Origin of the sequence: Pseudomonas sp. NCHU5216 (assembly GCF_052156495.1) — a bacterium.
Lineage (GTDB): Bacteria > Pseudomonadota > Gammaproteobacteria > Pseudomonadales > Pseudomonadaceae > Aquipseudomonas.
Map to the genome: position 1 here is coordinate 66790 of NZ_JBQLIX010000017.1, position 14918 is coordinate 81707.

The window sequence follows — 14918 nt, forward strand, 5'->3', positions numbered from 1 at the left end:
CAGCTTGCAGCTTGCAGCTTGCAGCTTGCAGCTTGCAGCTTGTCAGCCCAGGCTGATATTCAGGCTCTGTGCCTGGCCGGCTCGCGCGGCTTTGGCCAGGCGTAGCCGGGTGCTGCGCTCGACTGGGTGTAGCCAACTGATCACGGTATGGCTGCGGCCCAGCTTGAGCGCTTCTTCGGCCAGCTCCAGTGCGCTTTGGCCCTGGCGCGGGTGCAGCAGCAGAATGCGTTCGCGGTTGAGGCCGGCGTCGCGCAGCCAGGCCTGGGTCAGGCTGGCCGGTGGCGCTACCAGGGTCAGCCAGCGGGCGTCCTGATCCTGGCTCAGTTCGCGCAGGATCGGGGCCAGCAGGTGCAGGCAGTGGCCGGCTGCGCCGCGTAATGCCAGTTCGCTGAAACCCTGGTCGTCTGCTGCATCGCCCAGCAGGGCGTCGCTGGGGGTAGCGCTGAGAAAGGCATCGAACAGGGGGAGTTGCGGGCGCTCGAACGACTGCTGCATGTGCATGGGAGCCTCCTGTGGCGCTTAGCGGCGAATCACGCCGACGCTCAGACCTTCGATCACCAGTTCCTGATGTTCGAGATCCACTTCGATCGGGGAAAATTCCGGGTTCTCGGCAATCAGCCAGACCTTATTGCCTTCGCGCTTGAAGCGCTTGACCGTCACCTCGTCGTCGATGCGGGCGACGACGATCTGGCCGTTGCGCGCTTCGCGGGTGGTATGCACGGCGAGCAGGTCGCCGTCGAAGATGCCGATGTCCTTCATGCTCATGCCGCGCACACGCAGCAGATAGTCGGCTCTGGGCTGAAAGAAGGCCGGGTTGATCTGGCAGGATTCTTCGACATGCTGCTGGGCGAGGATAGGGGCACCGGCGGCGACGCGACCGATCACCGGCAGGCCATCGTCCTCGTTGGCGGCGCCAGGCTCGAAACCGGGGATGCGGATGCCGCGTGAGGCGCCTGGGGTCATCTCGATGGCGCCCTTGCGGGCCAGGGCCTTGAGGTGCTCTTCTGCCGCGTTGGGCGACTTGAACCCCAGCTCCTGGGCGATTTCCGCGCGGGTAGGGGGGTAGCCATTGTCTTCCAGGCAGCGCTTGATGAAGGCAAGGATTTCAGCTTGGCGTGGCGTCAGTTTCAGCATGGCTGGGCTCTGTCTTTTTATACAGTGACTGGGATTATATACAGTAAGCGTGGCTTGGCAATCATCAATTTCAGTGTGCTTGCGCGGGTCTGTAACTTGTCGCCCGCTATGGGCGTCATTGCCTGTTGTATGCTGTGACTGCTCGGACAAAATCCGGCTCGCGCGGCTTGACAATTCGATGGGCTGAAACGTATGTTTCAAACAAGTGTTTGTCAGGTGATCATTCATGGCTCAGTCGGAAACCGTTGAACGCATTCTCGATGCTGCGGAACAGCTGTTCGCGGAAAAGGGCTTCGCCGAAACCTCGTTGCGCCTGATCACTAGCAAGGCCGGTGTCAACCTGGCGGCGGTGAACTACCACTTCGGCTCGAAGAAGGCGCTGATTCAGGCTGTCTTCTCGCGCTTTCTCGGCCCCTTCTGCGCCAGCCTGGAAAAGGAGCTCGACCGCCGTCAGGCCAAGAGCGATACCCCGGCTACGCTCGAAGAGCTGCTGGAATTGCTGGTGGAGCAGGCGCTGGCGGTGAAACCGCGCAGCGGCAACGATCTGTCCATCTTCATGCGCCTGCTCGGCCTGGCCTTCAGCCAGAGCCAGGGGCACCTGCGCAAGTACCTGGAAGAGGTCTACGGCAAGGTATTCCGCCGCTACATGCTGCTGGTGCACGATGCCGCACCGCGCATCCCGCCGCTGGAGCTGTTCTGGCGCGTGCACTTCATGCTCGGTGCGGCGGCGTTCAGCATGTCCGGGATCAAGGCGCTGCGGGCGATGGCCGAAACCGATTTCGGTGTGCACACCTCCATCGAGCAGGTCATGCGCATGATGGTGCCCTTTCTGGCTGCCGGCATGCGCGCTGATAGCGGTGTTGCCGATCCTCTGCTGGCAGGCGCTCAGCTCAAGCCCCGGAACAAGCCTGTGAGCGTGCCCGCCAAGGCGTGAGAGCGGTGGGCTCGCCTTGAGTCATCCGCTAAGCTAGCGGGCATGGCGAATCTCGATTCATTGCACATTTCCCTGGCCGATCAGATGCTCTATGGCTTTGCTGCCGGGCGTCTGCGCGTGCGCTTTGCCGTTTCCACAGCGCTCAATGGCCCCGGCGAGCGCAATGGCAGTGGCTGCACACCGCGCGGCCTGCATCAGGTACGTGCGCGTATCGGCGCCGGGCTGCCGCTGGCGGCGGTGCTGCGAGGGCGACGCTGGACGGGGGAGGTCTGGTCACCCGAGTTGCACCAGCAGTTTCCCGGGCGCGACTGGATACTGACCCGCATTCTCTGGCTTAGTGGCCTGGAGCTGGGGCGCAACCGTCTGGGCGAGGTGGACACCTTTCGCCGCTATATCTACCTGCACGGCACACCGGATACGGAACCCATGGGGGAGCCGTTGTCCCATGGCTGCGTGCGCATGCGTAACGCCGACATGTTGACGCTGTTCGAGTGCGTGCCGCTGCATTGCCCGGTGCGCATCGACGAGGCGTCATGCCCGCAGTGGGCCGCAGGCCAAGATTTTCAATAAGGAATATCCCTATGCAAGGCTCTTTGATGATGGATGTCGCTGGCACCTGGCTGACCGCCGAGGATCGCCAGATGCTGCGCCAGCCCGAGGTGGGCGGCCTGATCATCTTCGCTCGCAATATCGAATCACCGCGCCAGGTGCGCGAGTTGTGCCAGAGCATTCGTGCCGTGCGCCCGGATCTGCTGCTGGCGGTGGATCAGGAGGGCGGCCGCGTGCAGCGCCTGCGCCAGGGCTTCGTGCGTTTGCCGGCGATGCGTGCCATTGCCGACAACGACAATGCCGAAGCCCTTGCCGAACACTGTGGCTGGCTGATGGCCACCGAAGTGCTGGCGGTGGGGCTGGACTTGAGTTTCGCCCCGGTGCTCGACCTCGATCATCAGCGCAGCGCGGTGGTCGGTAGTCGCGCCTTCGACGGCGACCCGCAGCGTGCCGCCACGCTGGCCGGTGCCTTCATCCGTGGCATGCACCAGGCCGGCATGGCGGCGACCGGCAAGCACTTCCCGGGGCATGGCTGGGCCGAGGCCGACTCCCATGTCGCCATTCCGGTGGACGAGCGCAGCCTCGATGAGATTCGTGCCTGTGACATGCAGCCGTTCCGCTTGCTCGGTGGGGCCCTGGATGCGGTGATGCCGGCGCACGTCATCTACCCCGAGGTGGATGATCAGCCCGCCGGTTTCTCACGCCGTTGGCTGCAGGAGATTCTGCGTGGCGAGCTGGGTTTCGACGGGGTGATCTTCAGCGATGACCTGTCCATGGCCGGTGCCCATGTGGCCGGTGATGCCGGGCAGCGCATCGAGGCTGCGCTGAGTGCCGGGTGCGACATGGGCCTGGTGTGCAATGATCGGGCCGCCGCCGAGGTGGCGCTGATTGCCCTGCAGCGTTTGCAGGTGACGGCGCCGCCGCGCCTGGCGCGGATGCGCGGGCGCGGTCACGCCTGCACCGATTACCGCGCTGCGCCGCGCTGGTCGCAGGCCATGGCCGCGCTGCGCGCCGCACAGTTGCTGGACTGACGCCGATGACCCTGCACGCCATCATCGGAGGCAGTGGGCTGACCCAGCTCGAAGGGCTGCGCATCGAGGCCGAGCTGAGCATGGAGACGCCTTATGGCACGCCATCGGCGCCAATCTTGCGGGGTGAGCTGCGTGGGCGCGCCGTGCTGTTCCTGGCGCGTCACGGCCACCCACATCGTATCCCGCCGCATCAGATCAACTACCGCGCCAATCTCTGGGCACTCAAGCAGGCCGGCGCCGAGGCCATCATCGCGGTCAATGCGGTCGGCGGCATTGCCCAGGCCATGCCGGCTGGCCACTTCTGCGTGCCGCAGCAGCTCATCGATTACACCTACGGGCGCGGCCATACCTTCTTCGAGGGTGAGCTGGAGCGGGTGACCCATATCGACTTCAGCGAGCCCTATGACGCCGACCTGCGCGCCGCGCTGATCACTGCCCTGCGCAGCGAGGGCGTGGCCTTCAGTGACCATGGCGTCTACGGTTGCACCCAGGGCCCACGCCTGGAAACGGCAGCGGAAGTCCTGCGTCTGGAGCGTGATGGCTGCGATCTGGTGGGCATGACCGGCATGCCCGAGGCGGCCTTGGCCCGTGAGCTGGAACTGCCTTACGCCTGCCTGGCGCTGGTGGTCAACCCGGCTGCCGGCAAAGCGCCGGGCCTGATCACCATGGCCGATATCGAGCGCGTGCTGGAGCAGGGTATGGGCACGGTCAGGTCGGTGCTGACGCGGGTATTGGTTGTTTGAACGAATGAAAAGGGCCGCTGAGCGGCCCTTTCATCTGTCGGGTGGTGCGCTCAGAGCGGGCTGATGCGAATCAGAGCGCCCAGGCTGCCATGGTCGAGGTAGGCCAGGCTGTTGTCTTTCAGGCGCTGGCTCACCTTCATGTGTTCGCTGGCCTCGACCAGGCCGTCCGCGCTGAAGTGGTTGATCCACAGATCCAGATTCAGGTCGGTGAAGCGCTCCTGCACGAAGTTCAGCGTGCCTTCGACCGGGTAGTGGCCGAGCTGGCCATCGCCGCTGGTGATGGAGACGCTACTCGGGGTGTTGCCCAGGGTCTGGCTCCAGGCCTTGTGCAGCAGCAGTTGGTAGCCATTGCCGGGGTTGAGCTTGGCCGCTTCGCCGTTCAGCGCGGTGGAGCGTTCGCTACCGCCGATCGGCAGGGCGTTGCCGGCCCAGTCGTCCGGGGCGATCTTCGGTGCTATCACGGGTTCGCCGCCCTGGCGGAACACCAGCAGCTCGACCTGGTACAGGCGATCGGCGAAGGCGCTGGGGGCGAGCAGGCAGAGCAGCAGGGCAATCAGGTGCAATGGGCGCGTCATGGGAGAGTCCTTCAGGTGGTGGGCGCGAGGCGCTCGAACAGGGCTTCCAGGGTGTTGAAGCGTTCTTCCGCGCGCTCCATCGGCACCTGGATCTTGAAGACGGTGGCGCCTTCGAACTTGTAGCGTTTTGGCTGGGCCTGGATCAGCTTGATCAGGGTCAGCGGGTCGACGCAGGTTTCCGCGGCGAATTCGATACGACCGCCCTGCGGGCCGGCGTCGACCTTGGTGATGCCCAGCTTGTCGGCCTGCAGCTTGAGCAGGGTCAGGCGCATCAGGTGCTTGGTCGGCTCGGGCAGCAGGCCGAAGCGGTCGATCATCTCCACCTGCAGTTCCTTCAGGCCGTCCTCGTCGCTGGCCGAGGCGATGCGTTTGTAGAGGATCAGGCGGGCATGCACGTCGGGCAGGTAGTCCTCGGGGATCAGCGCCGGCACGCGCAGGTTGATCTCCGGGCCGCCGCCCAGCGGCTGCTCGAGGTTGGGTTGTTCGCCTTTCTGGATGGCCTTGACCGCGCGCTCGAGCATTTCCATGTACAGGGTGAAGCCCACAGCCTGGATCTGCCCGCTCTGGCCGTCGCCGAGCAGTTCGCCGGCGCCACGGATTTCCAGGTCATGGGTGGCGAGGATGAAGCCGGCGCCGAGATCCTGCGCGCCGGCGATGGCTTCCAGACGCTTCTGCGCATCCTCGGTCATGCTCTTGCGCGGCGGCGTGAGCAGGTAGGCATAGGCCTGGTGGTGGCTACGACCGACGCGGCCGCGCAGCTGGTGCAACTGGGCCAGGCCGAACTTGTCGGCGCGTTCGATGATGATGGTGTTGGCGCTGGGCACGTCGATGCCGGTTTCGATGATGGTCGAGGCCACCAGCACGTTGAAACGCTTGTGGTAGAAGTCGCTCATCACCTGTTCGAGATCACGCTCGCGCATCTGTCCGTGGCCGATGCCGATACGCGCCTCGGGCACCAGCTCGGCCAGATCGGCAGCGCATTTCTCGACGGTCTTCACATCGTTGTGCAGGTAGTACACCTGGCCGCCGCGCAGCAGTTCGCGCAGCAGCGCTTCCTTGATGGTCGGCTTGTTCTCCTCCATGACGAAGGTGCGTACCGACAGGCGCCGCGCCGGCGGCGTGGCGATGATCGACAGGTCGCGCATGCCGGCCACGGCCATGTTCAGGGTGCGCGGAATCGGCGTGGCGGTGAGGGTGAGGATGTCCACCTCGCTGCGCAGGGCCTTGAGCTGTTCCTTCTGGCGCACACCGAAGCGGTGTTCCTCGTCGATGATCACCAGGCCGAGGTTGTGGAACTTGACGTCATCCTGCAGCAGCTTGTGGGTGCCGATGACGATGTCCACCTTGCCGTCGGCCAGTTGTTGCACGGCGCCTTCGACTTCCTTGGCGCTCTTGAAGCGGCTCATCACCTCCACCTTCACCGGCCAGTCGGCGAAGCGGTCGCGGAAGCTGTTGTAGTGCTGCTGGGCGAGCAGGGTGGTGGGCACCAGCACGGCCACCTGCTTGCCGCTGTGCACGGCGATGAAGGCGGCGCGCATGGCCACCTCGGTCTTGCCGAAGCCGACATCGCCGCAGACCAGGCGATCCATCGGCTTGCCAGCGAGCATGTCGGCGCGCACGGCGTCGATGGCGGCCTGCTGATCAGGGGTTTCCTCGAAGGGGAAGCCGGCGCTGAAGGTGGCGTAGTCCAGGGCCGGATCCTGGAAGGCGAAACCTTCGCGGGCGGCGCGGCGGGCGTAGATGTCGAGCAGCTCGGCGGCCACGTCGCGCACCTGTTCGGCGGCCTTGCGCTTGGCCTTCTGCCAGGTTTCCGAGCCAAGCCGGTGCAGCGGCGCCAGGGCATCGTCGCTGCCGCTGTAGCGGGCGATCAGGTGCAGGCTGGCCACAGGCACGTAGAGCTTGGCCTCGTCGGCGTACTGCAGGGCGAGAAATTCGGCGGCCTGGCCGTCGAACTCCATGGTCACCAGGCCCAGGTAACGGCCGACGCCGTGATCGATATGCACCACCGGCGCGCCTTCGCGCAGCTCGGTGAGGTTCTTGATCACGTTGTCGCCGCCTTCGCGGCCTTTCTCGCGGCGGCGACGTTGCATCACGCGCTGGCCGAACAGCGGATTTTCCGGCAGTAGCGCCAGATCGTCGAGCAGCAGGCCTTCGTCCAGCGGGGCGATGCAGATGTTCAGGCGTTCGGTGCTGGCGACGAAGGCCGGCCAGCCGTCGACTTCCTTGGGCTTGAGCTTGAGGCGGGCGAGCAGTTCCAGCAGCACTTCGCGGCGCCCGGCCGATTCGGCGCAGAACAGCACGCGGCCCTGATATTCCTCGATGAAGCGGCGCAGCGCCGCCAGCGGCTCTCCGGCCTTGGCCTGGATCGCCAGGTCGGGCAGGGCGCTTGCCTCGAAACGGGTGTTGCCGACGCCGGATTCGATATCGTCCTGGTTGACCACCACCCGCGGCCAGTTCTTCAGGCGGGCGAAGCAGTCTTCCACCGGCAGGAAGATGTCGGCCGGCGGCAGCAGCGGGCGTTCGGGGTCGACGCGGCGGTCTTCGTAGCGGGCGCGGGCATCCTGCCAGAACTGCTCGGCGGCTTTCTCGATGCCCGGCAGGGAGAACACCTGGGTGTCGCCTGGCAGGTAGTCGAACAGGGTGCCGGTTTCCTCGAAGAACAGCGGCAGGTAGTACTCGATGCCGGCCGGGGTGATACCCGAGGACAAGTCCTGGTAGATCGGGCAGCGACGGAAATCCACGTCGAAGCGCTCGCGAAAGCGCCCACGGAAATCTGTGACGGCCTTTTTCTCCAGGGGAAACTCGCGCGCCGGCAACAGGCGGATCGATTCCACCTTGTCCACCGAGCGCTGGTTTTCCGGGTCGAAGGTGCGCAGGGTCTCGATCTCGTCATCGAACAGGTCGATGCGGTAGGGCACCTCGCTGCCCATGGGGAAGAGGTCGATCAGCGCGCCGCGCACGGCGAACTCGCCATGCTCGTAGACGGTATCCACGCAGCGGTAGCCGGCGGCTTCCAGGCGCGTGCGCATCTGCTCCACGTCCAGCTTCTGGCCGACGTCCAGCACCAGGCTGCTGCCCAGCAGGAAACGCTTCGGCGCCAGGCGGTGTAGGGCGGTGGCGATGGGCACTACGAGAATGCCGCGGCTCAGTTGCGGCAGGCGGTAGAGCGTGGCGATACGCTGGGAAATGATGTCCTGGTGCGGCGAGAAGACGTCGTAGGGCAGGGTTTCCCAGTCCGGGAAATGCAGCACCGGCAGATCCGGAGCGAAGAAGGCCAGCTCTTCCTGCAGGCGCTCGGCGCTCTGGCTACCCTCGCTGAGCACCAGGGTGAAACGCCCGGCATGGCTGGCTGCTTCGGCGATGGCCAGGGACAGGGCGGCGCCGGGCAGGTTGCCCCATTGCTGTTTGCCGGCGCTGGCCGGCAGAGACGGAAGACGCAGTACGGACACGGGCGGCTCACGGTCGTGACGAAAAGGCCGGGAATTGTAGCGGGGCTTGGCGGTCAATGTCAGTCGCGACAGGCGCGCATTGCTCATGCTTGCGTGCGCCGTCATAATGTAGCCCCTTTTTTCAGCCCCTACATGTGGAAGGTATTGCCCGTGACTCAGAAGCCCGACCAGTGTCTCGGTGAATGGATCGATCGTGAAGCCCTTGCGGAAGCCATGATTCCGCTGATTGGTCAGCTCTACCGCAACAACAATGTGGTGACCTCGATCTATGGCCGTGGCCTGATCAACCGTTCGGTCATCGACATCCTCAAGGCTCACCGTTTCGCCCGTCACCGCCTGGCCGACGAAACCGAGCTGTCGGTGCACGACACCTTCCCCATGCTCAAGGCCATGAGCGAGCTCAAGCTGGGCGCCGCCTCCGTCGACCTGGGCAAGCTGGTCGCCAAGTTCAAGGCTGAAGGCGCAGGCCGCAGCGTCGAGCAGTTCGTCAAGGACGAGCTGGCCGATGTGGTTGGCAAGCAGAACGGTTCGGCCCGTGAAGGCACCGACGTGGTGCTCTACGGCTTCGGCCGTATCGGCCGCCTGCTGGCGCGCATCCTGATCGAGAAGACCGGCGGCGGCGACGGCCTGCGTCTGCGTGCCGTGGTGGTGCGCAAGGGCGCCGACAACGACCTGGTCAAGCGCGCCAGCCTGCTGCGTCGTGATTCGGTGCATGGCAAGTTCGATGGCACCATCACCATCGACGAAGAGCACAACACCATCACCGCCAACGGCAACCTGATCCAGGTGATCTACTCCAACGACCCGGCGTCCATCGACTACACCCAGTACGGCATCAAGAATGCCCTGCTGGTGGACAACACCGGCAAGTGGCGTGATGCCGAAGGCCTCGGCCAGCACCTCAAGTGCCCGGGCATCGACCGCGTGGTGCTGACCGCACCGGGCAAGGGCGCGCTGAAGAACATCGTGCACGGCATCAACCACGGCGAAATCACTGCCGAGGACAAGATCATCTCCGCCGCTTCCTGCACCACCAACGCCATCGTGCCGGTGCTCAAGGCGGTCAATGATCAGTACGGCATCGTCAACGGTCACGTCGAGACCGTGCACTCCTACACCAACGACCAGAACCTGATCGACAACTTCCACAAGGGCAGTCGTCGTGGTCGTAGCGCCGCGCTGAACATGGTGATCACCGAAACCGGCGCGGCCACCGCTGCCGCCAAGGCGCTGCCGGTGCTCAAGGGCAAGCTGACCGGCAACGCCATCCGCGTGCCGACGCCGAACGTGTCCATGGCCATCCTCAACCTGAACCTGGAAAAGGCCACCAGCCGCGAAGAGATCAACGAGTACCTGCGCCAGATGGCCATGCACTCGGATCTGCAGAAGCAGATCGACTTCGTCAGCTCGCAGGAAGTGGTGTCCACCGACTTCGTCGGCTCGCGCCATGCCGGTGTGGTCGATGCCGAGGCCACCATCGCCAACGATAACCGCGTCGTGCTGTACGTCTGGTACGACAACGAGTTCGGTTATAGCTGCCAGGTGGTGCGCGTGATGGAAGACATGGCCGGGGTCAACCCGCCTGCCTTTCCCCGCTGATCAGCGGCCAGGGTGACAGAACGGGAGCTTCGGCTCCCGTTTTTCTTTTCCGCTGGCTCGCCTGGTCAGCAGTCTGTTGCTGACTGTTACCGAAGCGCCAAAAAAACAAGCGCTTGGGTGGTCAGTGCTGGGGGGCATCTTTATAATCGAAGGGATTTTTTACCCAGGTTAGGCACCTTCGTTCATGCCAGCGGTGCGTTGGCGTGAGTGGCCCTATTGGGGTCGTCGACTGTTGCCCCTGTCCTATAAAAAGCTTTCTAAATCAGTGGTTAGGCAAACCTATGATCAAACTAAAGCATGGGCTCGATCTGCCCATAACGGGTGCGCCGACGCAGCGTATCGAGGCCGGCAGGCCCGTACGTAGTGTCGCCGTCATCGGCTTCGACTATCACGGGATGAAGCCGACGATGGAGGTGGAAGTAGGGGATCGGGTCAAGCTCGGTCAACTGCTGTTCACCGACAAGAAGACACCCGGCGTGCGCTATACCGCCCCCGCTGCCGGCGTGATCAGCGCCATTCACCGCGGTGAGCGGCGTGTGCTGCAGTCGGTGGTCATCGATGTCGAGGGCGACGAGCAGGAAACCTTCGCCCAGTACGCGGCCGACCAGCTCGAGTCGCTGAGCGACGAGCAGGTGCGCGAGAACCTGCAGCAGTCCGGCCTGTGGACGGCCCTGCGTACCCGTCCGTTCAGCAAGGTGCCGGCCATCGACGCCGTGCCCAGCTCGATCTTCGTCACCGCCATCGATACGCACCCGCTGGCCGCCGATCCTGCACTGATCATCAATGAACAGGCCGAAGCCTTCGAGCAGGGCCTGAAAGTGCTTGGCAACCTGGCCAAGGTTTTCCTGTGCAAGGCCGAAGGCGCCAGCCTGCCTGGCGAGAAACTGGCCAAGGTACACAGCGAAGCCTTCGCCGGCCCGCACCCGGCGGGCCTGCCGGGCACTCACATTCACTTCCTCGACCCGGTCAGCGCCAGCAAGAGCGTGTGGCAGATTGGCTATCAGGACGTGATCGCCGTGGGCAAGCTGTTCACCACCGGCCAGTTGTTCGTCGAGCGCGTCGTCGCCCTGGGTGGCCCGGTGGCCGAGCAGCCTCGTCTGCTGCGCACCCGTCTGGGCGCCAATCTGGAAGAACTCACCGCCGGTGAGCTCAAGCCGGGCGCCAATCGCGTCATTTCCGGCTCGGTATTCGGCGGGCGTACCGCCCGTGGTGCCTTCGCTTTCCTCGGCCGTTACCATAATCAGGTGTCCTGCCTGAGCGAGGGCAACGAGCGCGAGATGATGCATTACCTGCGTGCCGGGGTGAACAAGCACTCGGTGCTGAACATCTTCGTGTCCAAGCTGGCCAGCGGCAAGCTGTTCGACTTCACCACCACCACCAACGGCAGCCCGCGCGCCATGGTGCCGGTGGGCAACTACGAAGCGGTAATGCCACTGGACATCCTGCCGACGCAACTGCTGCGTTACCTGATCGTCGGTGACACCGAGATGGCGCAGAAGCTGGGTTGCCTGGAACTCGACGAAGAAGACCTGGCGCTGTGCACCTACGTCTGTGCCGGCAAGTATGAATATGGCCCGATCCTGCGGGACAACCTCACCCGCATCGAGAAGGAGGGTTAATCCGTGGGCATTCGTGCATTCCTCGACAAGATCGAGCACAACTTCGAGAAGGGCGGCAAGTACGAGAAGTGGTACGCCCTCTACGAGGCCATCGACACCTTCTTCTATCGTCCTGGCAGCGTGACCAAGACCACCGCTCACGTGCGTGATGGCATCGACCTCAAGCGCATGATGATCACCGTGTGGCTGTGCACCTTCCCGGCCATGTTCTTCGGCATGTGGAACACTGGCTACCAGGCCAACCTGATCTTCGCCCAGAGCCCCGAGCTGCTGGCGGCGCAGGATGGCTGGCGCTTCGCCCTGATCGGCTCGCTGGCCGGTTTCGACCCGAACAGCCTGTGGGACAACTTCATCCAGGGCGCGGCCTACTTCCTGCCGGTCTACGCGGTGACCTTCATCGTCGGCGGCTTCTGGGAAGTGCTGTTCGCCTCGATCCGCCGTCACGAGGTCAACGAAGGCTTCTTCGTCACCTCCGTGCTGTTCGCCCTGATCCTGCCGCCGAGCATTCCGCTGTGGCAGGTGGCCCTGGGCATCAGCTTTGGCGTGGTGATCGGCAAGGAAGTGTTCGGCGGTACCGGCAAGAACTTCCTCAACCCGGCGCTGACCGGCCGCGCCTTCCTGTTCTTCGCCTACCCGGCGCAGATGTCCGGTGACGCGGTGTGGACGGCGGTGGACGGTTTCGCCGGTGCCACCTCGCTGAGCCTGGCGGCTTCCGGCGGCGTCGATAACGTGATCAACCACGGCATCACCTGGATGGACGCCTTCGTCGGTACCATTCACGGTTCGATCGGTGAGACCAGCACCCTGGCCATCGCCATCGGCGGCCTGATCCTGCTGCTGACCCGCATCGCGTCCTGGCGCATCGTCGTCGGTGTGATGTTGGGCATGATCGGCTTCAGCCTGCTGCTCAACGCCATCGGTTCGAGCACCAACCCCATGTTCGCCATGCCCTGGTACTGGCATCTGGTGGTGGGCGGCTTCGCCTTCGGCATGTTCTTCATGGCCACCGACCCGGTGTCGGCTTCCATGACCAATACCGGCAAGTGGATCTTCGGTGCCCTGATCGGCGTGATGGTGGTACTGATCCGTGTGGTCAACCCGGCCTTCCCCGAGGGCATGATGCTGGCGATTCTGCTCGCCAACCTGTTCGCACCGCTGATCGACCACTTCGTCGTTCAAGCCAATATCAAGCGGAGGCTGGCACGTAATGTCTAGTCAAAAAGAATCCACCGTCCGCACGCTGACGGTGGCCGTGCTGGTGTGTCTGGTGTGCTCGGTGTTCGTTGCCGGCGCGGCCATCGCACTGAAGCCGACCCAGGTGGAGAATCGTCTGCTGGACAAGCAGCGCAGCATCCTCGCCATCGCCGGCCTGGGGCAGCCGGGCATGTCCTCGGCCAAGGTCAAAGAGGTGTTCAACAGCACCATCACCGCCAAGCTGGTGGATCTGCAGACCGGCAAGTTCTCCGATGCATTCGACCCGCTGACCTTCGATCCGCTCAAGGCGGCCAAGGATCCCAAGCTGTCCACCGCGCTGCCGGGCAGCGAGGATATCGCCGGGATCAAGCGTCGTGAGCGTTACAGCACCGTGTACCTGGTGGAGAAGGACGGTCAGGTGCAAACCCTGATCCTGCCGGTACGCGGCTATGGCCTGTGGTCGACCCTGTACGGTTTCATCGCCATCAAGGGCGATCTGAACACCGTGGTCGGCATGGGCTTCTACCAGCATGGCGAGACCCCCGGTCTCGGCGGCGAGGTGGACAACCCGAAATGGAAGGGCCAATGGCCGGGCAAGACGCTGTTCGACGAGAACGGCAAACTGGCGGTGAAAGTGGTCAAAGGCGGTGTCGATCCGCAAAGCCCGCAAGCCGCGCATCAGGTCGATGCCCTGGCTGGTGCGACCCTGACCAGCAACGGCGTCAGTCACCTGCTGCAGTTCTGGCTCGGCCAGAACGGCTTCGGTCCGTTTATCGCTAACCTGCGTGAAGGGGAGGCCTGATCATGTCGCAGCCGACTATCAAAGAAGTCCTGCTCAACCCGGTATTCAACAACAACCCCATCGGCCTGCAGATCCTCGGGATCTGCTCGGCCCTGGCGGTCACCTCGAACCTGAAGACCGCGCTGGTGATGTCCGTTGCCCTGACGTTGGTAACGGCCTTCTCCAACCTGTTCATCTCGATGATCCGCAGTCAGATCCCCAGCTCCATCCGCATGATCGTGCAGATGGTGATCATCGCATCCTTGGTGATCGTGGTGGATCAGGTGCTCAAGGCCTATGCCTTCAGCCTGTCCAAGCAGTTGTCGGTGTTCGTCGGTCTGATCATCACCAACTGCATCGTGATGGGCCGTGCCGAAGCCTTCGCCATGCAGAACCCGCCCGTGCTGTCGTTCTTCGATGGCATCGGTAACGGTCTGGGCTACAGCGCCATGCTGATCGCCCTGGGCTTTATCCGTGAACTGTTCGGTGCCGGCAAGCTGATGGGCTATGAGGTGTTCCCGGTGATCAACGACGGCGGCTGGTACCAGCCCAACGGCATGCTGTTGCTGCCACCGTCCGCGTTCTTCCTGATCGGTCTGTTCATCTGGGCGCTGCGTAGCTGGAAGAAGGATCAGGTCGAGAAACCGAGCTACAAGATGGCGCCTCAGGTGTCCAACAAGGAGGCCTACTAATGGAGCACTATCTCAGCTTGCTGGCCAAGGCGGTGTTCGTCGAGAACATGGCGCTGGCCTTCTTCCTCGGCATGTGTACCTTCATCGCCATCTCCAAGAAGGTGGAGACCGCCATCGGCCTGGGTATCGCCGTTGTCGTGGTGCAGGTCATCACCGTTCCGGCGAACAACCTGATCTACACCTACCTGCTCAAGGACGGTGCGCTGGCCTGGGCCGGCCTGCCCCAGGTCGACCTGAGCTTCCTCGGCCTGCTCAGCTACATCGGCGTGATCGCCGCCATCGTGCAGATCCTGGAAATGCTGCTGGATAAGTACGTGCCGGCGCTCTACAACGCCCTGGGCGTGTTCCTGCCGCTGATCACCGTGAACTGCGCCATCATGGGCGGCACCCTGTTCATGGTCGAGCGTGACTACAACCTGGCGGAAAGTACCGTGTACGGCTTCGGTTCGGGTCTCTCCTGGGCACTGGCCATCGCCGCGCTGGCGGGCATTCGCGAGAAGCTCAAGTACAGCGACGTGCCGGCTGGCCTGCAGGGGCTGGGCATCACCTTCATCACCATCGGTCTGATGTCGCTGGGCTTCATGTCCTTCTCCGGCGTGCAGCTGTAAGGAAAGGATG

Annotated in this window: 14 protein-coding genes; 10 read left to right on the forward strand and 4 right to left on the reverse strand. The window is 63.9% G+C overall.

The annotated features are described in order from the left end of the window. Positions 1–42 precede the first annotated feature (42 nt). Both sulA and lexA read right to left on the reverse strand, forming a co-directional pair. A complete protein-coding gene (gene sulA, locus ACSVIK_RS13930; protein ID WP_442444879.1) occupies positions 43–501 on the reverse strand; it encodes an SOS-induced cell division inhibitor SulA in 459 nt (152 codons plus the stop codon). Between the two features lie 18 nt (positions 502–519). After that, a complete protein-coding gene (gene lexA / locus ACSVIK_RS13935) occupies positions 520–1134 on the reverse strand; it encodes a transcriptional repressor LexA (RefSeq protein WP_277372181.1) in 615 nt (204 codons plus the stop codon). 226 nt (positions 1135–1360) lie between these two features. On the opposite strand from lexA, the gene ACSVIK_RS13940 reads away from it, so the two are divergent. The 4 genes from ACSVIK_RS13940 to ACSVIK_RS13955 are packed head-to-tail and all read left to right on the forward strand — an operon-like array spanning position 1361 to position 4391. Further along, positions 1361–2068 carry a TetR family transcriptional regulator gene (locus tag ACSVIK_RS13940; protein ID WP_442444880.1) on the forward strand — a complete coding sequence of 236 codons (708 nt, stop codon included), beginning with the start codon at positions 1361–1363 and terminating at the stop codon, positions 2066–2068. 42 nt (positions 2069–2110) lie between these two features. Beyond that, positions 2111–2638 carry a L,D-transpeptidase family protein gene (locus ACSVIK_RS13945; RefSeq protein ID WP_442444881.1) on the forward strand — a complete coding sequence of 176 codons (528 nt, stop codon included), beginning with the start codon at positions 2111–2113 and terminating at the stop codon, positions 2636–2638. Positions 2639–2649: 11 nt separating this feature from the next. Further along, complete coding sequence (gene nagZ, locus ACSVIK_RS13950) at positions 2650–3648, forward strand: beta-N-acetylhexosaminidase (RefSeq protein ID WP_442444882.1); 999 nt, start codon at positions 2650–2652, stop codon at positions 3646–3648. A gap of 5 nt (positions 3649–3653) precedes the next feature. Then, a complete protein-coding gene (locus ACSVIK_RS13955) occupies positions 3654–4391 on the forward strand; it encodes an S-methyl-5'-thioinosine phosphorylase (protein ID WP_442444883.1) in 738 nt (245 codons plus the stop codon). A gap of 50 nt (positions 4392–4441) precedes the next feature. Here ACSVIK_RS13955 and ACSVIK_RS13960 read toward each other — a convergent pair whose 3' ends face one another. Then, positions 4442–4966, reverse strand: coding sequence for a CsiV family protein (locus ACSVIK_RS13960; RefSeq protein WP_442444884.1), 525 nt, complete (start codon positions 4964–4966; stop codon positions 4442–4444). 11 nt (positions 4967–4977) lie between these two features. Further along, positions 4978–8415 (reverse strand): transcription-repair coupling factor, encoded by a 3438-nt coding sequence (gene mfd / locus ACSVIK_RS13965; RefSeq protein WP_442444885.1) that lies wholly within the window; start codon positions 8413–8415, stop codon positions 4978–4980. A gap of 132 nt (positions 8416–8547) precedes the next feature. Between mfd and ACSVIK_RS13970 the strand changes: the two genes are divergently transcribed. The 6 genes from ACSVIK_RS13970 to nqrE all read left to right on the forward strand — a co-directional run bounded on the left by ACSVIK_RS13970 (position 8548) and on the right by nqrE (position 14908). Next, positions 8548–10014 (forward strand): glyceraldehyde-3-phosphate dehydrogenase, encoded by a 1467-nt coding sequence (locus ACSVIK_RS13970; RefSeq protein ID WP_442444886.1) that lies wholly within the window; start codon positions 8548–8550, stop codon positions 10012–10014. Between the two features lie 281 nt (positions 10015–10295). After that, positions 10296–11633, forward strand: coding sequence for a Na(+)-translocating NADH-quinone reductase subunit A (locus ACSVIK_RS13975; protein ID WP_442444887.1), 1338 nt, complete (start codon positions 10296–10298; stop codon positions 11631–11633). 3 nt (positions 11634–11636) lie between these two features. After that, positions 11637–12848, forward strand: a complete 1212-nt coding sequence (locus ACSVIK_RS13980; RefSeq protein WP_442444888.1) for an NADH:ubiquinone reductase (Na(+)-transporting) subunit B — start codon at positions 11637–11639, stop codon at positions 12846–12848. Continuing rightward, complete coding sequence (locus ACSVIK_RS13985) at positions 12841–13629, forward strand: Na(+)-translocating NADH-quinone reductase subunit C (RefSeq protein WP_442444889.1); 789 nt, start codon at positions 12841–12843, stop codon at positions 13627–13629. The genes ACSVIK_RS13980 and ACSVIK_RS13985 overlap by 8 nt, the downstream gene beginning before the upstream one ends. After that, positions 13626–14300 carry an NADH:ubiquinone reductase (Na(+)-transporting) subunit D gene (locus ACSVIK_RS13990; RefSeq protein ID WP_442444909.1) on the forward strand — a complete coding sequence of 225 codons (675 nt, stop codon included), beginning with the start codon at positions 13626–13628 and terminating at the stop codon, positions 14298–14300. Before ACSVIK_RS13985 ends, ACSVIK_RS13990 begins: the two co-directional genes overlap by 4 nt. After that, the gene (nqrE, locus tag ACSVIK_RS13995; protein ID WP_268183135.1) at positions 14300–14908 is read left to right on the forward strand and encodes an NADH:ubiquinone reductase (Na(+)-transporting) subunit E; all 609 of its coding nucleotides are present in this window, start codon (positions 14300–14302) and stop codon (positions 14906–14908) included. The genes ACSVIK_RS13990 and nqrE overlap by 1 nt, the downstream gene beginning before the upstream one ends. Positions 14909–14918: the final 10 nt, after the last annotated feature.

What these genes read in the sequence shown, in the direction of transcription:
- lexA (WP_277372181.1), bottom strand. Translation starts at nt 1,134, where the DNA reads ATGCTGAAACTGACGCCACGCCAAGCTGAAATCCTTGCCTTCATCAAG.
- ACSVIK_RS13970 (WP_442444886.1), top strand. Translation starts at nt 8,548, where the DNA reads ATGTGGAAGGTATTGCCCGTGACTCAGAAGCCCGACCAGTGTCTCGGT.
- ACSVIK_RS13940 (WP_442444880.1), top strand. Translation starts at nt 1,361, where the DNA reads ATGGCTCAGTCGGAAACCGTTGAACGCATTCTCGATGCTGCGGAACAG.
- ACSVIK_RS13955 (WP_442444883.1), top strand. Translation starts at nt 3,654, where the DNA reads ATGACCCTGCACGCCATCATCGGAGGCAGTGGGCTGACCCAGCTCGAA.
- ACSVIK_RS13985 (WP_442444889.1), top strand. Translation starts at nt 12,841, where the DNA reads ATGTCTAGTCAAAAAGAATCCACCGTCCGCACGCTGACGGTGGCCGTG.
- ACSVIK_RS13960 (WP_442444884.1), bottom strand. Translation starts at nt 4,966, where the DNA reads ATGACGCGCCCATTGCACCTGATTGCCCTGCTGCTCTGCCTGCTCGCC.
- nqrE (WP_268183135.1), top strand. Translation starts at nt 14,300, where the DNA reads ATGGAGCACTATCTCAGCTTGCTGGCCAAGGCGGTGTTCGTCGAGAAC.
- ACSVIK_RS13975 (WP_442444887.1), top strand. Translation starts at nt 10,296, where the DNA reads ATGATCAAACTAAAGCATGGGCTCGATCTGCCCATAACGGGTGCGCCG.
- sulA (WP_442444879.1), bottom strand. Translation starts at nt 501, where the DNA reads ATGCACATGCAGCAGTCGTTCGAGCGCCCGCAACTCCCCCTGTTCGAT.
- nagZ (WP_442444882.1), top strand. Translation starts at nt 2,650, where the DNA reads ATGCAAGGCTCTTTGATGATGGATGTCGCTGGCACCTGGCTGACCGCC.
- ACSVIK_RS13945 (WP_442444881.1), top strand. Translation starts at nt 2,111, where the DNA reads ATGGCGAATCTCGATTCATTGCACATTTCCCTGGCCGATCAGATGCTC.